Here is a 23,041-nt window from a genome sequence, read left to right as displayed (position 1 = left end):
AGGTTCATTGAAAAACAAACATAAGTTTATTGCGGCAGCGTCTGTAGCATCTATTGGTGTATCCGCTGTTTCGGTTTCGGCTGCATCTGTTTTTACAGATGTACCGCCGCATTATGAGGAAGCAGTTCAATTTTTAACAGAAAACGATATTACAGCCGGCTATTCTGCAGGCAAGTTTGGTACATCTATGTCCATTACACGCGTAGATGCAGCCATTCAATTGGCAAAGGCGCTTGGCTTTACAGAAGATGATACATATAAAGACGCAGGATTTACCGATGTACCAGAGCGAGGTCAATGGGCTGTAAATGCGCTGGCCGAAGCCGGGGTTACAGCAGGAAAAGCAAAAGATAAATTCGGTGCGTTTGAACCCATCACACGGGGCGAAGCTTCCTACTGGCTTGCGAATGCGTACGGGCTTGAAGTAGATGAAACGGTAACGGAGACGCCATTTACGGATGTGAACGAACGCTTTGGCCCTTATGTAAACGCCCTTGTTGAATCTGGTCTTTCTCTCGGCAAAACGGATACCACTTTTGGCGCAGCGGACAGGCTGCTCCGGGGTGAATGGGCGTTATTTCTCCACCGCGGATCTCAGCTGCCGGAAGAATTCCTGCTTTCTCTTATCCACACGAACGATACACATGCACATATTGAAAATGTCGCACGCAAAGCAACGGTTGTAGAAGCGCTGCGGGAAGAAAACCCGTCTTCTCTGCTCGTTGATGCCGGCGACGTGTTTTCCGGCACCCTTTATTTCAATCAATTCAAAGGGCAGGCTGATCTTGATTTTATGAATATGCTCGGCTATGATGCCATGACCTTTGGAAACCACGAATTCGATCTTGGCACAGGGCCGCTGGCTGATTTTATCAAAAATGCGAAATTCCCGTTTGTATCGGCGAACGTAAACGCGTCGGCGGATGCGCATCTTTCTTCTTTGATGAACGAAACGGTGACGGATGAACCGATGGACGGACGGGTATACAACGGCATTATTAAAGAAGTAGACGGCGAGAAAGTCGGCATTTTCGGCTTGACGACGGCAGAAACACAAACGATTTCATCTCCTGGCGACGACGTTGTGTTTGAAAACTATATTCAAGAAGCGAAAAAAGCGGTAGCGTCCTTTGAAGCAGCAGGAGTGGACAAAGTTGTAGCCCTGTCCCATATTGGCTTCCGCGATGGCGGCGGTGATAATGATGTTACGCTCGCAAAAGAAGTGGAAGGCATTGATGTGATTGTCGGCGGCCATACGCATGACAAGCTGAGCGAGCCGTATATTGATGAAACAGGAGCAGAGCCGACCGTTATCGTGCAGGCCAATGAGTATAACAAGTTTGTCGGTACACTTGATGTAATCTTTGACGAAGAAGGGGCCATAACGGAGTACGCCGGCGAACTGATTGAAGTCGATCAGAAAAATGAGGATGGCACCTATGTGTTTGAAGAAAATGAAGAAGTGAAAAACCGGCTGGCAGCCGCTTATACACCGGAAATTGAGAAAGTAAAAGCCCAGGTAGTGGGTTCAGCTGCGGCTGCTTTAGATGGCGAGCGGGCGAATGTGCGCACGAAGGAAACTAATCTTGGCAACCTTATTACGGATGCCATGCTTGCAAAAGCCAAGACGATTGATCCAGATACCGTCATTGCACTTCAAAACGGCGGAGGAATCCGTGCATCAATCGATGCTGGAGACATTACAATGGAAGAAGTGCTTACCGTGATGCCGTTTGGCAACGCACTCGCTATCATGGATTTAACAGGAGCAGAAATCAAAGCTGCACTTGAACACAGCGTCAGCCTGGCGCCAGAACAAAACGGCGCGTTCCTGCAGGCGGCCGGCTTGAAGTTTACGTATGACTCCTCCAAAGCGGCAGGGTCCCGTGTAACATCGGTAGAAGTGAATGAAGGCGGCGCGTTTGTTCCGCTGGATGAAGCGAAAACGTATACTGTGGCAACAAACACCTTTACCGCAAAAGGCGGCGATAACTTTTCAATGTTTAAAACAGCGTACGATGAAGGCCGTGTGAGTGAGCCAGGCAACGTCGACTGGGAAACCTTTACCGATTATTTAAAAGCGAATCCTTCGGTTAACACAGCGGTTGAAGGGCGTATTACGGATACAAATACAGCACAATAAGGAAAGAATATGTCCGGGCCGCTTGTGAGCCCGGGCATTTTTCCCGTTTTCACAACGAAATTCTGATTATTTCTTCTTTTTTCGCATGAACGGTGGTATAATTCTTTGGATAAAGCGCATTTTCGTCAAGGAATGCAAACCAGCAAGGAGTGGCAGACATGATCGTATGTAAATTTGGCGGCACATCCGTTGCCAGTGCAGAACAAATTAAAAAAGTAGCATCTATCGTAAAAGATGAACCGAAGCGAAAGGCGGTTGTTGTATCGGCACCCGGTAAACGTTTCAGCGAAGATACGAAAGTAACGGACCTGCTAATTGCGCTTGCGAATGCCTCTTTGCAAAAGCAGGACGCGGAAGCGGAACTTAAAGCCGTTGTTGACCGTTATGCAGACATCGCTCAAGGACTCGGTCTTGATGATACGATTGTTTATATTATTGAAGAAGATTTGCGCGGCCGTTTAACAGAAAACCGCGATAACCCGCCGCTTTTCATGGATCAGCTGAAAGCAAGCGGGGAAGATAATAATGCAAAATTAATTGCTGCGTATTTCACAAGCATCGGATTAGATGCGGAGTATGTAAATCCGAAAGAAGCAGGCTTAATTGTAAGTGATGAGCCGGGCCGCGCACGTGCACTTCCAGAAGCTTATGAAAATCTGGAAAAACTTCGTGAAAACGGAAAGATTGTCGTATTCCCAGGCTTTTTCGGTTATACAAAAGAAGGCGTGATGATGACATTCGCCCGCGGCGGTTCGGATATTACCGGTTCGATTTTAGCCGCTGCCTTAAAGGCAGAGCTGTATGAAAACTTTACAGATGTTGATTCTGTTTTTGCAGCGAACCCGAATGTTGTGGACAATCCGGCTGAAATCAAACGGATGACATACCGTGAAATGCGCGAGTTGTCATATGCCGGCTTCTCTGTTTTCCATGATGAAGCCCTTATGCCTGCATTCCAGCATTCGGTGCCTGTTTGCATTAAAAATACAAACAACCCATCCGCACCAGGTACAATGATTGTAGCAGAGCGTGAATACACGAAAAATCCGGTTATTGGGATTGCAGCAGACACTGGATTTTCTACTTTGTACGTAAGCAAGTATTTGATGAACCGTGAAATCGGATTTGGCCGCCGTCTCCTTCAAATTTTAGAAGAAGAAGGTGTATCATATGAGCATACGCCATCTGGCATTGATGATTTGTCGGTTATTGTAAGAAGCCACCAGCTTACACCAGAAAAAGAAGAGCGCATTTTAGCTCGTTTCCGCAATGAACTGGATGTAGATAAAGCAAATGTGGAGCATGGGTTTGCGATGATTGTGCTTGTCGGAGAAGGTATGCATAATACGCTTGGCCTTTCTGCACGTGCCACATTGGCTATTTCCCGCGTTGGAGCAAACATTGAAATGATCAACCAGGGCTCTTCGGAAGTCAGCCTTGTGTTTGGTATTCAAGAAAAAGATACAAACAATGTATTGCGTGAGCTGTACAAAGAGTTTTTCAGCAAGAGTGCTGTTCTTCAATAAAAGAACATTTCAAACCCCGCCAGCGGCTGGCGGGGTTTTTTAACTTGTCCATACGAAAAAAAGACCCTATGCAGGATCTTTTTTATGACGGATTAAAGTTTATCAAGAATGCTTTTGCCAGACATACGTGTTCTATGGGAATCACTGTATGATTTACGCAAATTGTTTGTTCCTATGCGGTTTTTAACTTTCGGGTAAACGATTGGAGCGATAATAGCACCGTACTTGATCAGCTTTTTCAAATTCATTTCTGTCATCTCCGTTCTCAAATGTTCATTACATTACTATACCCATTTAAAGCATGTTGAAACAACGTTTTCATTATACCACATTTCCTCATTTTTTCTAAGAAGTTCGCACGTATTGCTTCTTCACATGGTAAAATGGATAAAACGAGTACGGGAGGAAAAAAAGTGAAAAAATACATATCAGCCCTTTCAGCCGGCGTATTGGGCATGGGCATTTTTCTTGTGCCGCCAGCAGACGCAGCTGCTTCGAAAATAGACTATGTCGCTTTCGGTGACTCTATTGCGGCCGGCCAGACGCCTTATAAAGTGCCGGTTGGAACGAGCTACACCGATTTAATTGCAGCGGAGCTGAAGGAAGAAGGCGTACTCTCCTCTTTCACGAAAGAATTTGCCGTTTCCGGTGAAACGAGCGCCCAATTTTTAGCGAAGCTGTCCTTAACGGATGTACAGGAAGCGGTTCGGCAGGCAGAACTGATTACGATCTCAACAGGTGCCAATGATCTGCTTCAATTAGCGCTTGCCGGAAATACAGATCCTATTAAGCTGTTAGAAGCAGTCGCACAGGTGAACCGAAATCTCACAGCCGGTATTGGGCAAATTAAAGCATTGAATCCAACGGTCGATGTGTATGTGACAGGCTATTATTTTCCGTTTCCACGTATGGAAGAAGGACAGCAAAAAGATCACTTAAAAGAATTTTTTACACTTTTTAATACGCAATTAAAAACGACCGCTCAAAAACAATCCGCAACGTTTGTTGATGCCTCTGCCCAGTTCGGTGAAGAGTATTTGCCAAACCCGAGCGATATTCACCCGAATACAGCCGGCTATCAGCTGATTGCCAATCAATTTTTCACGGTTTGGAAGGGAGCGGCGAACCCGGATCCGTTTTCTGATATCACCGCTGTCGGCTCCCAAGCACGCCTGGCCATTATGAAACTGGCCGAGAATGATATAATTAAAGGAAATGCGGATGGTACGTTTGCCCCTAAAAGCCAGATTACCAGGGCGGAAGCCGCAATTATTTTAGCGCGTATTCTTGGCAAAACGGAAACAGCGCCGAATCCAGGGTTTTCAGATGTTTCTGCGCACATGAAATCTTATAGCGCGATTGCACAGCTTACTGAAGCGGGCGTTTTTGCGAAAGCGCCAAGATTCAATCCGGATCAGCCGCTTACACGGGCCCAGCTAGCACGTATATTAACAAAAGCATTGAATCTGAAAGCAGGTGCGCCTGCCGCTTTCACAGACGTTCCGGCTTCCCACTGGGCAAAGACTGAAATTGATGCTGTTTACGCAAACGGCCTGATGACCGGCGGTGCCTCTGCTAGATTTCTTCCAGAAGCAGGCATTACCCGTGAACAATTTGCCATGACCATTTTTAATGTGTGGAGCAGCAAGCAGCCATAACAGCCCAAAGAACTGCCAGGCGGCGGCAGTTCTTTTCTTTTGCACGAATAGATTAAGAATACAGAACATTTCGAGCCGTTTTTTTAACTGTACATCTAGGATACAATATGCTAGTATTTACAACGTGAACAAACACAATATATAGTATGCGATGGAAAATGGGTACCAGTAATGGTATAAAGGGAATCCGGTTGGATGCCGGAGCTGTCCCCGCAACTGTAAGTGCAGACGAATGCCGGGCCACTGCGAAAGCGGGAAGGCGGCAGGAGGAGGACGCACGAGCCAGGAAACCTGCCTGTTTTTCTGTAAGCACCACTTTCTTCGGGGGCTGAGAGGTGAAGATGGCGAAACTGTGCCATTTTTCACGTTTACCCACCCAGAGCGCGGACTCAGTCGAAAAAACTTGAGCGATCGCTCTTTTTATTTTGCTCATATTAAAAGGAGGACATACTTCATGACCATAACTACTGCTTCAGGCATTGATCAACTTTTACATACGCTGACAACTGAATTCGGCGAAGAAAAAATCGGACCGCTTCTCCGCGCAAGCGAGCGATGGACGGCAAAGCGCCCGGATGCGGATATGGATGCCTGGTCGAAAGCTATGACGCTTGAAGCGCTCAGCTTTATGGATGAAGAAGAGCCCTATTGGACGTTTGTAGCGGCACGTATTTATTTGCATCAAACATACCGTGCGATTGCAGCAAAAAGAGGCGTAGAAGCCAAGGACGTTTATACGGCTTTTGCTGACTATCTTCACCGCGAAACGGAAAAAGGACTTTATGATAACCGTCTGATCGAAGCTTATACAAAAGAAGAGCTTGAAGAGATCGGCAAGCTTATTCAGCCAGAACGCGACCAGCTGTTTACATACATTGGACTTAAGATGCTGATGGATCGCTATGTGGTTCGTGATTTTGATAAAACACCAGTTGAGCTTCCACAGGAACGCTGGCTGACGATTGCCATGACGCTTATGCAAAACGAAACAGAGAACCGTCTGGCGAAAATTGCCGAATCTTACTGGGCAATGAGCAATTTGTACATGACCGTAGCAACACCAACACTATCAAATGCGGGTAAACCGTACGGCCAGCTTTCAAGCTGCTTTATCGATACCGTGGATGACAGCCTGCAGGGCATTTACGACAGCAACACAGATGTTGCAACGTTATCTAAATACGGCGGCGGCATCGGCGTTTACATGGGTAAAGTACGCAGCCGCGGTTCTTCTATCCGCGGATTCAAAGGCGCATCAAGCGGTGTTCTTCCATGGATTAAGCAGTTGAACAACACAGCGGTCAGCGTTGACCAGCTTGGCCAGCGCCAGGGTGCGATAGCGGTCTACTTAGACGTTTGGCACAAAGACGTTTTTGCTTTCCTTGATTTGAAATTAAACAACGGTGACGAGCGTCTTCGTGCGCATGATATTTTCACAGGCGTATGTCTTCCAGACTTGTTTATGGAAAAAGTAGATGCGCGTGAAGAGTGGCACCTGTTTGATCCGCATGAAGTTCGCACAGTTATGGGCTTCTCGCTTGAAGACTTCTACGATGAGTCGCGCGGCAAAGGCTCATTCCGTGAAAAATATGAGCAGTGCGTACAAAACGAGCAGCTTTCCCGTGAAACGGTACAGGCGATCGACATTATGAAACGCATTATGCGCTCACAGCTTGAAACAGGCGTACCGTTCATGTTCTACCGTGATGAAGTAAACCGCCGCAACCCGAACAAGCATGAAGGTATGGTTTATTCTAGTAACCTGTGTACTGAAATCTTCCAAAATATGAGTGCAACAGAATTCCAATCTATTCAGCTTGAAGACGATGTGATTGTAACGCGCAAAAAGCCGGGTGACTTTGTTGTATGTAATTTGTCTTCTATCAACCTTGGTAAAGCGGTGCCGGCAGATGTATTGGAACGCTTGATTCGCGTACAGGTGCGCATGCTGGATAACGTGATTGATTTAAACATGATTCCAGTACCACAGGCAGAACGGACAAACAGCCGTTACCGCGGCATCGGCCTTGGCACATTCGGCTGGCATCACCTGCTGGCGCTGAAAAACATCCGCTGGGAATCAGATGAAGCTGTTCAGTATGCAGATGAGCTGTACGGAACAATTGCCCGTCTGACGATTCAAGCGTCTATGGAACTGGCAAAAGAAAAAGGGGCTTACCCATTGTTTGAAGGATCCGACTGGCAGACAGGTGCTTATTTTGATGCACGCGGCTATGAAGGAGACGAGTGGGAAGCACTTCGTAAAGAGGTGCGGGAAAACGGTATGCGTAACGGCTATTTAATGGCAGTCGCGCCAAACTCCTCTACATCGATTATTGCCGGAAGCACAGCGAGTATCGATCCGATTTTCCAAAAGAGCTACTCTGAGGAAAAGAAAGATTACAAAATTCCTGTAACCGTACCAGACTTAAACCCGGAAACAACATGGTTCTACAAATCCGCTTACTTTATTGACCAGCACTGGACATTGCGCCAAAACGCTGCGCGCCAGCGCCATATTGACCAGGGTGTTTCGCTGAACCTGTACGTGCAAAACACAATTAAAGCGAAAGAATTGCTTGATCTGCACCTGGCCGGCTGGAAACAAGGATTAAAAACAACATATTATGTTCGTTCCACATCTGTGGAACTACTTGAGTGCGAATCTTGCTCAAGCTAAGGAGAGAACACCATGACACTTATTGAAAAACGAAAATTAATGGATAAAGAAGCACCAAACCGTTCGACGGCCATTGTAAATGGCCGTTCATCCAACGTTTTAAACTGGGATGACGTTAAGTTTGATTGGGCATATCCAAAGTATAAGCGGATGCTTGGGAATTTCTGGACTCCGTTTGAAATTAATATGAGCAATGACGTGAAACAATTTCCGAATCTCGAAGACAGCGAGCGGGAAGCGTTTTTGAAAATTATCGGCCTGCTTGCCCTCTTAGACAGCATCCAAACAGACTATGCAGGGAAAGTAGCTGACTACTTAACGGATTCAAGCTTGCAGGCGCTGATGATTATTTTGGCGCAGCAGGAGGTTATTCATAATCATTCTTACTCTTACGTACTGTCCAGCCTTGTTCAGAAATCAAAGCAGGACGAAGTATTCGATTACTGGCGCAGTGAGCCGGTTCTTGAAAAACGCAATGACTTTATCGTAAAAGGCTATCAGTCCTTTGCGGAAAACCCAACCGTGGAAAATATGCTGGAGTCAATCGTACACGATGTCATTTTGGAAGGCTTGTTTTTCTATTCAGGCTTTGCATTCTTTTATCACCTGGCGCGCCACCAGAAAATGGTCGCTTCAAGTACAATGATTAACTACATCAATCGTGACGAACAGCTTCACGTCGACTTGTTCGTGAAAATCTACCAGGAACTTTTAAACGAATATCCGGAGCTGGATACACCGGACCGCGCAGAAAAAGTACAGGCGATTTTCAAAGAAGCGGCTGAGCTTGAAGTGGAATGGGCACGTGAAGTCATTGGAGATAAAATTGACGGGCTTGATGTAGAAGATGTAGAAGCATATATCTACTTCTACGCCAATGTGCGCTGCGCACAGCTTGGCTATGAAAAGCCGTATCCGGATTACCGCAAAAATCCGCTTAAATGGATTAAAGCATACGAAGATGTGGATTTGGGTAAAACGGATTTCTTTGAACAGCGTTCGCGCCAATACGTAAAAGTAAACGTGCAGGATAACGGGTTCGACGAACTATAATAGATCAAAAAAGCTTCCGCCCGGGAAATCGGGCGGAAGCTTTTTTATTGACTTCTTTACATGATTTTTACATTTTATTTATATCCTCCATATATTCTTTCGCTACACTGACAAGAGATATTTATTTAGAGGAGGATCAGCATTCATGAAAAGAAAGCCTTTTTATTCCCTTGTGCTCGCCAGCAGTTTATCCGTTTCATCTCTTGTGACGCCGCCACTTGCTGCTTATGCAGAAGAAACACCTTCTGCGCAAGCGGTTACTATATCGCCCATCCTCATTACAGAGCTGCTGCCGAACAGTGACAACCTGAACGGATCAGACGCCTATGAATTTATTGAGCTGTATAATAACAGTACCCAGCCGTTTAGTTTAAAAAATTATAAACTGGTGTACGGCTATCCAGACGGAACAGCAGCCGATTGGGTATTTAAGGAAGATAAAGAGATTGCACCCGGCGAAACGATGGTCGTTTGGGTAAAGCTTGAAAACAAAGCAAACGAATCTCTTACATTAGCGGACTTTAATGCTGAATTCGGCACATCTTTAACAGACGCCCAGTTTACATACATAGAATCTGCCGGAATGGCAAATGGCTCCGAGCGAAGTCTGTCAGTTGCAGACACGGCCGGCAACTTATTAACAACTGCTGCTTATACACCAAATGAAGTAGAATTAAACAAAGGAATTCAATTGAAGCCAAACGCGGACGGGAGGACAGCGGACGTTCTTACTTCTTCAGAACCCGCAACACCCGGCACACTGATAGAAGGGCAAAGGCCGGAAGCCCCAACCGAAGTAGATACGATAAAGCCGGTTATTACCCATACGCCGGTGGAATTGGTTGAAGCCGGTCAAGATATCGTAATCCGCGCTTCCGTCACAGATGAAACAAAGCTGGACAGTGTGAAAGTAGTGTATCAGCCGTTAGCAGGCGGTGACTGGCTTGAAGCGGATATGACAGCGGGAGAAGACGGATCGTATGAAGCCGTTATTAAAGCGTCTCAGCTTTTATCAGACCACTTCATATACCGGATTGAAGCGTTTGACGGCCAAAACAGGGCACAGACAGAAGACATTGCCATTCAAGCGGCGGAACCGGATTACGATCCGCAGGCTGTCCCGGATCTGCTTGTAACCGAGATTGTACCGGATTCAGCGAACATAGCCGGCCTTGATGGCTATGAATTTATTGAAGTATATAACAATACGGATAAACCTATTAATTTAAAAGACTATACCATCCGCTACCGGTATCCGGCTGACGGACCGGAAGGAGACTTGATCTGGAGGGCAGACAAAGAAGACCTGGTGCTGCCGTCCGGGGAAACGATGACGTACTGGATTAAAAACAGTACAAATCAATCCAAAACCGTTGCCGACTTTAATGCTCATTATGGAACAAACCTGGAAGAAAACAAAGACATTGTCCAAGTTCAAGCAGACGGCATGGCAAACGGAAGCGCCCGGGTCATCTCCATCGCGACAAACACAGGGTTCGACATTTCAACAGCGGCTTATTTGGATCAGCCTAATGTGGATGACACGGTGGCAGACAGGGGTATTTTGTACTCTTTTCCGCGTGAAGCGGGAAGCAGGGAAATGTATAAATACAGTGCGGGAAAAGAAGCAGCTGCACCTGGAACTGTCGAAGCGGCCCAGGTTCCTGCTGTAAAAAAGAAAACGGCATTGGACGAAACGGAACCTGTCGTAACAGATTTAACAGAAACAGCACCGATTTCAGCCCGGCAAAATATAACGCTGTCATTTGATGCTGCAGACGATCAATCCGTTAAGACCATGCGCTTGTTTTACAAAACAAGCGAAACGGATGAATATAAGTCGGTCGATTTAACCGAGAACTTTGATACCGGCTTGTTTTCCCAAACCGTGTATTCACCTGATCTGCTCGGCAAAGAAAGCCTGCAGTACTATGTAAAAGCATCTGATGGAGCGAACGAAATCGAAACAGATGTGAAAACGATCCAAATTGAAAATGATATAAGCGCAGAAACAGGGTTGAATGTAGAGGATGGTTCTCTGCTCAGCAAAACGGCTATGCTTAAATCCTTTGGCAAGGAGTCCGCGCTGTCTGTTGACGGACGGGATGTGACAGGTGAAACAGAACCTTCCCTGCCGGCACACGCTTACTTTGCGTTTGATGCTAAAAAAGTGAATTTGTATTTTAAGAACGGTGTAACGATCGGCGACGAAACACTGCATATTTTTGATGATACGATCAATGCATATGAAACGATTACCGTGCCGGTTGACCCTTCCCGGTTCAAGCAGGGAGAAGGAACGACGATGTCTATCCGTGCGGGCACAAAGGTATCGCCATTTGATACGAATTCCGAAGAAAACCGGGATGATTTTTACGTGAAAAATGTGCGTCTTGTGCTTGAAGACGGTACGACACTGTATGATCCGGCTTACAGCGACGCAGCTAAAGAAATTTCAGTCGGTGACGGAGCAAGTGCCAAGCCGGTTGTGGATTTTACCTTTGATGTGCCGGATGAAGCATTTACCGCGAAAGCTTACCGATGGGATACAACGGCAGTGGAAGACGGCCCTCATCTGATCGAATCTTCTTCGGCTCGTGCAGAAGTTCAAGTAGATAACAGCGCTCCTGTTATTATTCCTTCAGTTGAAGAAAACCGGGAATATAAAGGAGAATTTACGATTAATGCAGAAGCAGAGGATGCTTCCGATGTGGAAACATTAACAGCCCATCTGGATGGCGAAGAAATTTCTCTTCCGCTTGACACGTCATCAGCGAAGCTGCCTCCGGGAGCGCATACTGTTCAATTTAAAGCAGTGGACCGGGCCGGCAACGAAGCCGAAAAATCGGTTGCTTTTACGGTAGTGGAAGAGCAGCCATATGCGCCGGAAGCGGTGGCACCTGCAGATGGACAGACGAATGTAAACGCGAATAATGCGGGCCTGGAGGTAAAAGTCACCGATCCGACGAAGGATACACTCGACGTGGAATTTTACCGCGGTTATGAGTATGCGGCAAATGATGCCGGCGTGCGTGTATTCCAAAACAATGCGGATCAGGAGCCGCCGAAAGAACTGGCGCCAGCGGGTGAATCGGCTGTTTCGGATAGGGATAAATTGGCGAAGGCGGACGGCCAGTATGTAGAAACAAAGTCTGTTGAGAAATTTCCGTACCACCGCTTTGAAGTCGCCGTGGATGAAGATGTAGATGAAACTGATGAGATGGCGCTTCATTGGGAAGGGAAATCGTTAATTGGCCGGAAAGTGTCCATGTATGTATGGAACTATACTGCTTCCAAATGGGAGCTTGAAGAATGGAAAGTAGCAGAAGATGACCAAAACTTCACCCTGACCGGACAAGTAAAAGGGCTTGATTACGTAAAGGACGGCAAGGTGCAGGTAATGGTGCAGGATGAGATCGCTTCTACGCCGGAATTTGATTATTCATTTGTTTGGATGTCAGACACCCAGTATTATTCGGAAAGCTATCCGCATATTTTTGACCGCATGACCAAGTGGGTTGCAGAACAAAAAGAAGCGCTGAACTTAAAGTATGTGTTCCATACAGGTGATCTTGTCGATGAAGCGGATCAGCCGTATCAATGGGAGCATGCGGATACGTATATGAAAACACTTGATAACGCTAAAGTTCCATATGGCGTTCTCGCCGGCAATCACGATGTCGGCCATAAAACAGGCGATTACAACGAGTACAGCAAGTATTTCGGGGAAGCAAGGTTTGCCGGGAAGGATTATTACGGTGAGTCCTATAAAGACAATCGGGGCCATTATGACTTAATCAGCTCGAACGGCAATGATTTTATTATGCTTTATATGGGCTGGGGTGTGGACGAGGAAGATATTGCCTGGATGAATAAAGTGCTGGCCGAGTATCCGGATCGAAAAGCGATTTTAAGCTTCCATGAGTATTTGCTTGTGTCAGGCAACCGCAGCCCGATTGGCGACAAAGTGTTTGAGGAAGTGGTAAAGCCGAATAAAAATGTCGCAGCAGTTCTATCCGGCCATTATCACGACAGTGAGACACTTGTAGATCAAATTGATGATAACGGCGATGGCACACCGGACAGAAGTGTCTACCAAATGCTGGCCGACTATCAGGGCGGGCCGGAAGGCGGACAAGGCTTTCTCCGTTTAATGAAAGTAAATCCGATCCAAAATAAAATCTATTTACAAACGTATTCGCCTTACCTCGATCAGTACAATTATTACAGTCCGGTCGACTATCCGGGCAAGGACGAATTTGCGATTGACGTAGATTTAACACCAAAGGAAAAAGTGGTCGCAACAGATTTCTTTAAAGCGGAAGTGTATACAGACCAAAAAATCGGCTCGCAATCCGGCATAAAAGATGGTGAAACAGCAAAAATCTCCTGGAAAGACCTCCAGCGTTCGACCGAGCATGGCTGGTATGTGAAAGTAAAAGATTCATTTGGCGGAGAAGCCCAGTCGGATATTTGGTCGTTTGCAACCGGCTCACAAGGCAGCGGAAACGAAGAAGGTGACACGCCAGCGCCGCCGGCATCAGATCTGCCGATTATAGAGGTGACTGATTCGATGATCGAAAAAGGACAGCAGCACTGGACGTTAACTGCAGGTGAAGAAAGTGTTGAATGGAGAATGCCGTTGTCCATTATCGATTCCGCTGTTCAATCAGCGAAGCCGATTTTTATGCAGACAGCTGAAGGCAACGGTGTGCTTATTCCGGAGAAAGTTCTTCTTCAACTGCAGGCAGCTGGCCAGGAAGCGGTCTCTGTTTCATTAAATACACTTCAGGCAAAAGATGTTTCACTCCCGCCTGGGCAGGTACACAGCAGTGTGCTCGATGTAGCGGTCAAAGCAGGGGAGCATGCATTTGTAACACTGGAGGCTCCAGTCGAAATCAAATTGAAACTAAAAAAAGCTGCCAAAGAGGGCAAAACAAACGGTGCTTTTTACAATGAATCCGCGAAACAATGGGAGAATGCCGGCGGGTATGAGGAAAATGGATATTGGATTTTGCCATCTTCCGAGCTCTCCACTTTTACCGTTTTGTCTGACAATGCGATGAAAGCCAAAAAAGGAAAATAAACAAAACGCCGGAGCAAATGCTCCGGCGTTTTGTTCAGCGTGGACGGTATACTTTTGCGGCCCTGCGCTTGTCCAAATATTTTTTTATAATCGGATAAATGATCGGGCCGTATTTCATGCCCATTTTAATTAAGTTTGTCATACTTCGTGATGAACGAGCCATAATATTTTTCACCTTCCCGTTTCGATTTAGTACTACAAGTGTACCCGAACCCTGGATTATTAAACATTCAAGCGGGAAAGCTGATATAATGAGAAGCAATGAGAATTTTGGAAAGGACGTGCGTGAATGGCTCTAGAAGCTGGAACGATCGTAACACTGCGTGTAAAAAATAAACAAGAATATGGCTGGTTTCTTGAAAATGAAGAGGAAGAAGCCGTACTCCTTCATAATAGTGAAATAAGAGACGGTTTTGATCCGAACGAACCGATTGAGGTGTTCCTTTATCAGGACCACAGCGGCCGGCTTGCATCTACGATGGACCGTCCGCTTATTACGCTTGGCGAATATGGCTGGGTGGAAGTTGTTGGAGAAGAAATAAAGCATGGCGTGTTTGTGAATATCGGTATTTCAAAAGATGCACTCGTGTCAGAAGATGACCTGCCGTATAAATTTGAGGTGCGGCCGATTGCAGGCGACAAGCTGTACTGCACACTTAAGCTTGATAAAAACGGCCGGATGTTTGCAAAGCCGGCAACAGAGGAAAAAATTTGGGACATTGCCAAGCGGGCCAATAAAACCGACTTAAACAAGGACTTTACGGGCAGAGTCTACCGGACAGGGAAAGCCGGTACGTGGATTATTACCGATGACTTGCACCGGGCATTCCTGCATCCGACTGAGCGTGAGGATGAACCGCGTGTCGGGCAGGAGGTTACAGGGCGCATTATTGCAGTGCACGACGACGGCTCGGTGAATGTTTCCCTTTTAGGGCGGCGTGTGGAACGGCAAAAAGATGATGCAGAAAATGTCTATGACTACTTAATGAGCCGCGGCGGCCAAATGCCATATTGGGATAAAAGCCTGCCGGAAGAAATCGAAAAACGGTTCGGCATCAGCAAAGGAGCGTTTAAACGGGCGCTCGGCAAGCTGATGAAAGAAGGAAGAGCCTATCAGGAAAGCGGCTGGACCTACGCCGGCACAAAACAAAAAAGCGAATAAAAAAGACGCTGCCTCACTTGGCAGCGTCTTTCTCATTAATCATGGTCGTTTGATAAATTCAATTTTTTAATCAAGGCAAAGAACAAGCTTAAAATAATCGCGACGACCGTTGCCAGTGCCATTCCTTTTAATTGCAGGTAGCCCCATGTGAACGTAGCGCCTGATAAACCAATCACAAGTACGATCGTTGTTAAGATCATGTTTGTTGTTTTAGAATAATCCACCCGTGAATCTACAAGCATGCGCAGGCCGCTCGCTGCAATAATACCGAATAGAAGCAGGGAGATGCCGCCCATAACCGGACCCGGAATCGTTGAAATAAGCGCAGCAAGCTTGCCGAAAAACGATAGCAGGATTGCCATAACCGCTGCACCGCCGATGACCCAGACAGAATACACCTTTGACAGAGCCAAGACACCGATATTTTCACCATATGTGGTGTTTGGCGTTGAGCCGGCAAAACCAGAAATGACCGTTGAAATCCCGTTTCCGAATAAAGAAACACCGAGACCTGGTTTTTTCATTAAATCACGGTCTACGATATTTTGTGTAACCACAAGGTGCCCGATGTGCTCCGCAATGACGACAAGCGCGGCAGGAGCAATAATGGCAATGCTCGACCAATGAAACTCCGGCGAATAAAATTGCGGGAGAGCGAACATTTTAGCTTCACGAACCGGTGTGAAATCCACCATTCCAAACATCGCCGCAATGATATAACCGGCAACAATCCCAACCAGAATCGGAATAATTTTTAGGAAGCCGCGGAACATGACGTTGCCAATAACTGTGATAAGAAGCGTCAGCATGGAAACGATAATTGTATTGCGGTCTGGTGACCAATCCGCTGAACCGTCCGAGATAATGCCCGCCATCTGTGCAGCTGTCGGCACAAGCTCAAGCCCGATTACGGCTACAATGGCGCCCATCGCTGCCGGCGGAAAGACCACGTCGATCCAGCCGGTGCCGGCCAATTTAATAATTCCTGAAATGAGAATGAAAATAAGGCCGACGACAATAAAACCGCCTAATGCCTGCTCGTAACTGCCGCCTTCAAGTACTAAAAAGACAGGCGATAAAAAAGCAAAGCTGGATCCGAGGTAAGCCGGAATCTGGCCTTTACAAAGAAAAATGTACAATAATGTACCGATACCATTCATTAATAAAATCGTCGCTGGGTTTACACCGAACAAAACCGGAACAAGGACCGTTGACCCAAACATGGCGAATAAATGCTGCAAGCTAAGCGGAATCAGAGCCGGAATTGGCGGCCGCTCGTCAACTTGGTAAGTACGCAAATGATCTTCCTCCTAAATACACAAATTGTAGTCATTATACTTCAAAAATCGTCATCTGACTACAAAAAAAGAACCTGAATATCAGGTTCTTTCAGACTGCAGACAAATGATATGGATGACCGTGCACATAAATGAAGTGAATCAATCGGCGGCGTCCAGGCAGCTTCGCTTTCCATATATACCGGTTTTACCAGGGTGAAAAAGAGCTTTTGACGATAAATGCTGTAAGGGGCTGTTTAATGAAAAAATGTTTCATTTTATGACAAGTATTTCGTTTTTTGGCGACTCTGCTCTCCTGTTATCCATTCGCGGTTTCAACCACCGGCGGGATCCTCTCTGGTGCTGGCTGTCAATAAGCAGGACAGCTTGTCTTTAAAAGCGAATGAATGTAAGAAAATTTAACAAAACGTTCGGAAATGAAAAGTGTGTACATACGTAGGGTTGTAAGCGGTAACAATCTAATATTTCCTTGAAAATGAAAGGAAGGAGCCCTTGATAAGTACAGGATGTTATTTTATAATTCGGGTATTGATAAAGTAGTAAATTTTCAGATTATCGAAAATAACACGAATGAAGGAGTAGTATGATGACACGAGTTTATAATTTCTCAGCAGGTCCTTCCATGTTGCCTCTTGAGGTACTCCAAAAAGCACAAGCCGAACTGACAAATTACGCAGGTTCCGGCATGGCGGTGATGGAGCTGAGCCATCGCTCGAAATGGTTTACAGAAATCATTGAAACAGCGGAATCCGTTCTTCGCAAGTTGATGAATATTCCGGACAACTACAAAGTGTTATTCCTTCAAGGGGGCGCTTCCCAGCAGTTCGCCATGGTGCCGATGAACTTGTTTTCCGGCAGCAAAAAAGCGGATTTTGTGAATACAGGCTCCTGGTCGAAAAAAGCAATTAAAGAAGCAAAAAAATACGGGGAAGTACGTGTTATTGCATCTTCTGAAGATAAAAACTTCAGCTACATCCCAACCGTAACAGCGGATATGATCGATCCAGAAGCGGATTTCGTTCATATCACAACAAACAATACAATAGAAGGAACAGTTTTCGAACAGATTCCGGATACAGGCAATGTGCCGCTTGTGGCAGATATGTCTTCCAATATCTTATCAACGGAAATTGATGTGTCAAAGTTTGGCGTTATTTACGCAGGGGCGCAGAAAAATGTCGGCCCGGCCGGCTTGACGCTTGTGATTATCCGTGAAGATTTAATTGGAAAAGCGGATGATTCTGTTCCAACCATGCTGGATTACAAAACGCACGCAGACAGCGAGTCGCTTTATAACACACCGCCAACGTTTGCGATTTACATGGCGAAGCTTGTATTTGAATGGTTAGAAAGCTTAGGCGGTATCAAAGCAATGGAAAGCATCAATCGGGAAAAAGCGGCTATTTTGTATGACTATCTTGATCAATCGGCTATGTTCAGTTCACCGATTGCCAAGGAAGCTCGTTCTCTGATGAACATTCCATTCGTATCAACAAGTGAAGAACTAGACGCACTGTTTGTGAAAGAAGCAAAAGCAAAAGGCCTTGAAACATTAAAAGGACACCGTTCAGTTGGCGGCATGCGTGCAAGTATTTATAACGCTATGCCGGTTGAAGGCGTCAAAGCACTTGTCGCTTTTATGCAAGAATTCGAACAGACTCATTCAGCGGAAGGGAAGTAACGAGACGTGTATACTATTAAATCCATGAACAATATTGCCGATATCGGCATGAACGTATTCCACAATGCAGATAATTTTCAAGTAAACGACGATACAAACACACCAGACGGCATTATTTTGCGCAGTGCCAACCTGCATGATACAGAGTTCAGCGGCAGTCTTAAAGCGATTGCCCGCGCTGGTGCCGGTGTAAACAATATTCCTGTACAGGAATGCACAGAGCGCGGCATTGTTGTTTTCAACACGCCGGGTGCCAATGCCAATGCCGTAAAAGAATTGATCCTGACAACCATTATGGCTGTTTCCCGCAACTTGTTTGACGGCGTCAGCTGGACAAAAGAGCTACAGGGCCAGGGAGAAGCGATTCCAAAGCTTGTTGAAGCAGGTAAAAAACAATTTGTCGGCCGTGAAGTAAAAGGCAAAACGCTTGGCGTTATCGGTCTTGGCCATATTGGGGCCTTGGTTGCGAACAATGCGCTTGATCTTGATATGGATGTAATCGGCTTTGACCCGTTTATTTCGGTTGACACTGCCTGGAACCTTTCTCGTAACGTACAGCGCGCTTTGACAATTGAACAATTGTTTGCGGCGAGCGACTACATTACAGTGCACGTGCCATTAACGGATAACACACGCGGCATGTTCAACAAAGAAGCATTTTCTATTATGAAAAATGGTGCTACTATTTTGAACTTCTCACGCGGCGAGCTTGTGAACGAAGAAGATATGCGGGCAGCACTTGAAAGCGGCAAAGTCGGCAAATACGTAACAGACTTCCCGAACGAAAACGTTATTGGCATGAAAAATGTTGTTCCGATTCCTCACCTTGGCGCCTCTACAACAGAATCAGAAGAAAACTGTGCCGTTATGGCAGCACGCCAAATGAAAGAGTACTTGGAAACAGGAAATATTAAAAACTCCGTGAATTTCGGCAACGTAGAAATTCCGTTTACCGGCAAACGCCGTGTGACTGTAGCACATAAAAACGTGCCAAACATGGTCGGCCAGATCACAGGTGCTCTTTCTGACTATGACTTGAATATTGCGGACATGGTAAACCGCAGTAAAGGTGACTACGCGTACACATTGATTGATATTGACAATCAAGTAAACGGGGATGTGATTCCTGGTTTAACAGAAAAGCTGCTTGGCATTTCTGGCGTGATCACAGCGCGTATTATTTAAAATGAGAAAAAGAGATTCCGGGTTTTTACCCGGAATCTCTTTTTGTGTTGGAAAAAAATAAATTTCAAAACTTGAAAAAATTTGAAACTAATTGGCACTTTTTCCTGTATGATGAAGAGAAGGAAAATGTAAATGGGGGATCTATTTTGAAAAAATGGCAACAAATGATCGCTGCAGCTGTGAGCGCTTCACTTCTGATGCCGGGAGCCGCTTTGGCAGAGGTGCCGCCAGCTGACAAAGAAGCACAGTATAAAGCAGCTCAATCGGACAAGCAGGTAACAGATTCGCAGACACTGGTCATCAAATATTCAAAAGCGCTGCCGCAAAGTGTACATAAAAAAGCAGGTGTGTCTCTTGTAAAACGTCTGTCCGGCTTGAAATATGACGTGGTGCGGGTGCCGGCGTCCAAAAAGCTGAGTGACGTGATCAGTGTTTATAAAAATCGTTCAGAAGTAACAGCGATTACACCTAGCATTCAATACAAAGCATTTGCCGCTAAACCGGATCCAAAAGCGGCGAATATGGATCACCTAGCCATGCTGAATATAGGAAAAGCTCTTTCGTATGCAGGGAAAAACAAAGTCACTATCGCGGTAGTGGACGGCGGGGTGGACTATAAACATCCTGAATTAAAAGCAAATTTATTAAAGCCGTTCAATGCGGCTAATCCGGCGCGAAATCCGGTTCGTGACCTGCATGGAACACATGTAGCAGGCATTATCGCTTCTGCGAAGGATAACGGTCTTGGCGGATATGGCGTGTTTCCGAATGCAAACATTTTGCCGGTTGATGTATTTAACGGTTCTATGGGAGCCAATGACTTTACGATTGCAGAAGGCATTACCTACTCTGTCGACCAGGGAGCAGATGTAATCAACCTGAGCCTTGGCGGCTTTATGCCTTCTCCTGTTGTAGAAGAAGCGATTCAATATGCCATTGATTCCGGGGTTGTGGTCGTTGCAGCGGCAGGCAATGAAGCAACGGATCAATATTCTTATCCGGCTGCTTATCCGGGGGTTATCAGTGTGGGGAATGTCAATGGAGCCAAAACGTTATCTGACAGCTCTAACTACGGTTCCTCTGTTGATGTGGTAGCACCGGGTGAAAACATTTACAGCACCTCCTACAATGCAGAGGCAGGATCTAAATTTGAACGGCTGACTGGTACTTCAATGGCATCGCCGATGGTCGCAGCTGCAGCGGGACTCTTAAAGTCTAAGTATCCAAATTTAACAGCTTTCGACATTGAATATATTTTGGAGCAGACGGCTGCAGATCTTGGTGAAAAAGGCTACGATTTAACGTATGGAAACGGATTGATTAATCCGCTCAATGCGCTGAAATTTGATACGAAAAAGCTTCCGGAGCGCCCGGATGTATCCGGTGAAACGATCTTGAAAACAGCTAGAGAAATTAAGTCAGGAAAGCAGTCTTTTACCGGCGCTTTCAAATCACCAGAGACGATTCACTGGTTTAAAGCAAACGTGACAGAAGGCCAGCACGTACAGACAGTGCTGAACGCAAGCAAGGGATACGATTATGCAATGGAGCTCTATTTTGTATTGGAGGATGGAGATCCCCAGTATCTTCGTGATGTGGACCAAACAACAGCAAGCGGGCAGGAAGGTTATTTATACACGGCCAGCGAAGCGGGCACACTGGTCATTGGCGTAAAGGACACAAACGGCAATTACAGTGCAGCCGGCAAATCTGCTTTTACGCTTCAAGCTGAAAAGCGAGGTCCGATTGAACCGGATCAGGCAACATATGAAAATCCAATTGCGATTACATCTCTTCCATATACAAAAAATAATTTTACACTTTATAGCGGTGAAGAAGGCGTGCCGGATTCAGACTTCTTTACTTTTTCAGTAGAAGAAGAAAAGTTAATTTCGCTTTCCGTCTCCGCTCTTCCCGGGGTAAATTCAGCTATCAATGTTTATGTTGCGGAAGAAGGAGAAGAATACAGCATTGCAGACGGAAACAGCCAGCCGGCCAATAAAGGCGAAACCGTTTCGTTTCAGGCTGTTCCAGGAATGAACTACCGGATTGAAGTGACAAATGGCGCATTTAGCGAAGATATTTTCCTGGATTCCCTTTTAGACCTTTTATCTTTGGATATGTCCATGCTTGAAGAACAAACAGCCGGTGAATCTGCTCAGCCTTACACGTTTAAAGTAGAAGAACGAACTATTCCGGCAGATGAAGACGGACTCCCGGAAGAAAGCACGCTCGAAGATGATTTAATGGATGGAAGTGTCACGCCGGCTGAATACGGCGAAATGAAAGAAGATGAGCTGATTGACGGCGGCGAGGGAGGCATGGAAAGCAGGGGAATTCTCGAAAAAGCCATTCCGTACACGCTCGGCAGCAGCAGGAAAGGATTCTTCCAGTCGGGATATGACGAAGACTATTACCGCTTTACACCAACGGCAGACGGCATTTACTCATTTAGTGCCAGCCAGGAAAACGAACGAAATGCTTCCGCGACGCTGTTAGAAGCAGATTCTGAGACGGGTGAGCTGATCCCTGTTTCAGGCAGCGGCGGTGAAACGGATTTGATTGCGGCCCTTCTCGGCGGCTCGATGGGATCAGGAAATATCAATGTCGCCCTTACGAAAAGCAAAACGTACGTTATGATGGTTTCGAGCAATGCGGAAAACGCATCCGCCGATCCGTATACACTCACATCAAAGCGGATTGCAGATGTACCGCCAGAAAAAGATGCCGATTATAACCTTCCTGAAGAAGGGCAGAACTTAAAAGCCGGCAAAGCGGTTCAAAACTACTTTGTTCAATCGGGAGATGTTGATTACTATTATTTTATGAATGAAGGAAAACCGCGTGTTTATACGCTTGATATTACAGCGAGCGCTCTGACTGCTGCACAAAAAGCAAGCATTCCACTTCAGTTGCGCCCCGGACATATTTTTAGCGGTGCGGTGTATGAAGATGTAAATGGAGATAAAGTGCTTGATGAAGACGAATTGAGCCGGGTTACACCGTTTGGCCCGGAGCTATTTTCGATGATGATTACCGAAACGGACGTACACACATCCTTTGCAGCAAAGGAAGATACCGGCTACTTTATTGAAGCAGCTCCGTTTCTATCAGCTGGCCCGAACCTTCAGCCGTATGCAGTAAAGGTAGGAGCAACGTACAATGAATTTGCGGACGGCGACGCGAAAGTGGTCAATCATGTTCCAACCAAGCCGCTGCCGCTTAAAACGACAGGCGGGAAATACGGAGCACGCGGCTACTTTAATAGCGGTGTATCGTTTGGAGATGTAGATCACTTCGTTTTAAATCTGACGAAGCAGGGCACGGTTTCCCTTGCGTTCTCAGCCGGTCAAAACCTGGATGGCGTGATGGCCGTATATAATGCCAAAGGAGCGCTTGTTGCGTCCTTTGACCAGTACGGTAAAAATGATGAAGAACTGGCATCACTGAATTTGCCAAAAGGAAAATATTATATTGAACTGAGTGAAGCGAGCGGCACTGCCTCAACGGCACCGTACCAATTAATTGTAAAAAAATAAAAAGCAGAGGGCTCAGCCCTCTGCTTTTTT

At 46.1% G+C, this 23,041-nt stretch carries 12 protein-coding genes and 1 riboswitch; of the genes, 10 read left to right on the top strand and 2 right to left on the bottom strand.

Annotation, left to right across the window (positions count from 1 at the left end; all coding sequences use genetic code 11):
- Positions 1–7 precede the first annotated feature (7 nt).
- From L2D08_RS01615 to L2D08_RS01590, 6 genes are all read left to right on the top strand, one after another.
- A complete protein-coding gene (locus L2D08_RS01615) occupies positions 8–2,143 on the top strand; it encodes a 5'-nucleotidase C-terminal domain-containing protein (protein WP_242231961.1) in 2,136 nt (711 codons plus the stop codon).
- A gap of 158 nt (positions 2,144–2,301) precedes the next feature.
- Positions 2,302–3,669 carry an aspartate kinase gene (locus L2D08_RS01610; protein ID WP_242231960.1) on the top strand — a complete coding sequence of 456 codons (1,368 nt, stop codon included), beginning with the start codon at positions 2,302–2,304 and terminating at the stop codon, positions 3,667–3,669.
- 413 nt (positions 3,670–4,082) lie between these two features.
- Positions 4,083–5,327, top strand: a complete 1,245-nt coding sequence (locus tag L2D08_RS01605) for an S-layer homology domain-containing protein (RefSeq protein WP_242231959.1) — start codon at positions 4,083–4,085, stop codon at positions 5,325–5,327.
- A 143-nt stretch (positions 5,328–5,470) separates the two neighbouring features.
- Positions 5,471–5,640: riboswitch (cobalamin riboswitch) on the top strand.
- A gap of 141 nt (positions 5,641–5,781) precedes the next feature.
- A complete protein-coding gene (locus L2D08_RS01600; RefSeq protein WP_242231958.1) occupies positions 5,782–8,007 on the top strand; it encodes a ribonucleoside-diphosphate reductase subunit alpha in 2,226 nt (741 codons plus the stop codon).
- A 12-nt stretch (positions 8,008–8,019) separates the two neighbouring features.
- Complete coding sequence (locus L2D08_RS01595; protein ID WP_242231957.1) at positions 8,020–9,060, top strand: ribonucleotide-diphosphate reductase subunit beta; 1,041 nt, start codon at positions 8,020–8,022, stop codon at positions 9,058–9,060.
- Between the two features lie 145 nt (positions 9,061–9,205).
- The gene (locus L2D08_RS01590; RefSeq protein ID WP_242231956.1) at positions 9,206–14,146 is read left to right on the top strand and encodes a lamin tail domain-containing protein; all 4,941 of its coding nucleotides are present in this window, start codon (positions 9,206–9,208) and stop codon (positions 14,144–14,146) included.
- Between the two features lie 34 nt (positions 14,147–14,180).
- On the opposite strand, the gene L2D08_RS23955 is transcribed toward L2D08_RS01590, so the two are convergent.
- Positions 14,181–14,309: a hypothetical protein gene (locus tag L2D08_RS23955; protein WP_255821769.1), complete on the bottom strand. Its 129-nt coding sequence runs from the start codon at positions 14,307–14,309 to the stop codon at positions 14,181–14,183.
- 126 nt (positions 14,310–14,435) lie between these two features.
- Between L2D08_RS23955 and L2D08_RS01585 the strand changes: the two genes are divergently transcribed.
- A complete protein-coding gene (locus L2D08_RS01585) occupies positions 14,436–15,308 on the top strand; it encodes a CvfB family protein (protein WP_242231955.1) in 873 nt (290 codons plus the stop codon).
- A gap of 35 nt (positions 15,309–15,343) precedes the next feature.
- Here the strand turns inward: L2D08_RS01585 and uraA are convergent, their stop codons facing one another.
- Positions 15,344–16,606, bottom strand: a complete 1,263-nt coding sequence (gene uraA / locus L2D08_RS01580) for a uracil permease (protein ID WP_242231954.1) — start codon at positions 16,604–16,606, stop codon at positions 15,344–15,346.
- Positions 16,607–17,192: 586 nt separating this feature from the next.
- On the opposite strand from uraA, the gene serC reads away from it, so the two are divergent.
- The 3 genes from serC (at position 17,193) to L2D08_RS01565 (ending at position 23,011) form a co-directional block, all read left to right on the top strand.
- Positions 17,193–18,287, top strand: a complete 1,095-nt coding sequence (gene serC, locus L2D08_RS01575; protein ID WP_242231953.1) for a 3-phosphoserine/phosphohydroxythreonine transaminase — start codon at positions 17,193–17,195, stop codon at positions 18,285–18,287.
- A 24-nt stretch (positions 18,288–18,311) separates the two neighbouring features.
- The gene (locus tag L2D08_RS01570) at positions 18,312–19,472 is read left to right on the top strand and encodes a phosphoglycerate dehydrogenase (protein ID WP_242232048.1); all 1,161 of its coding nucleotides are present in this window, start codon (positions 18,312–18,314) and stop codon (positions 19,470–19,472) included.
- Positions 19,473–19,618: 146 nt separating this feature from the next.
- The gene (locus tag L2D08_RS01565; RefSeq protein WP_242231952.1) at positions 19,619–23,011 is read left to right on the top strand and encodes a S8 family peptidase; all 3,393 of its coding nucleotides are present in this window, start codon (positions 19,619–19,621) and stop codon (positions 23,009–23,011) included.
- The last annotated feature ends 30 nt before the right edge of the window (positions 23,012–23,041 follow it).

Source organism: Domibacillus sp. PGB-M46, assembly GCF_022668875.1.
GTDB lineage: Bacteria > Bacillota > Bacilli > Bacillales > Domibacillaceae > Domibacillus.
The sequence above is the reverse complement of the archived record's forward strand: the minus strand, read 5'-3'. Positions and strand labels throughout refer to the sequence as shown.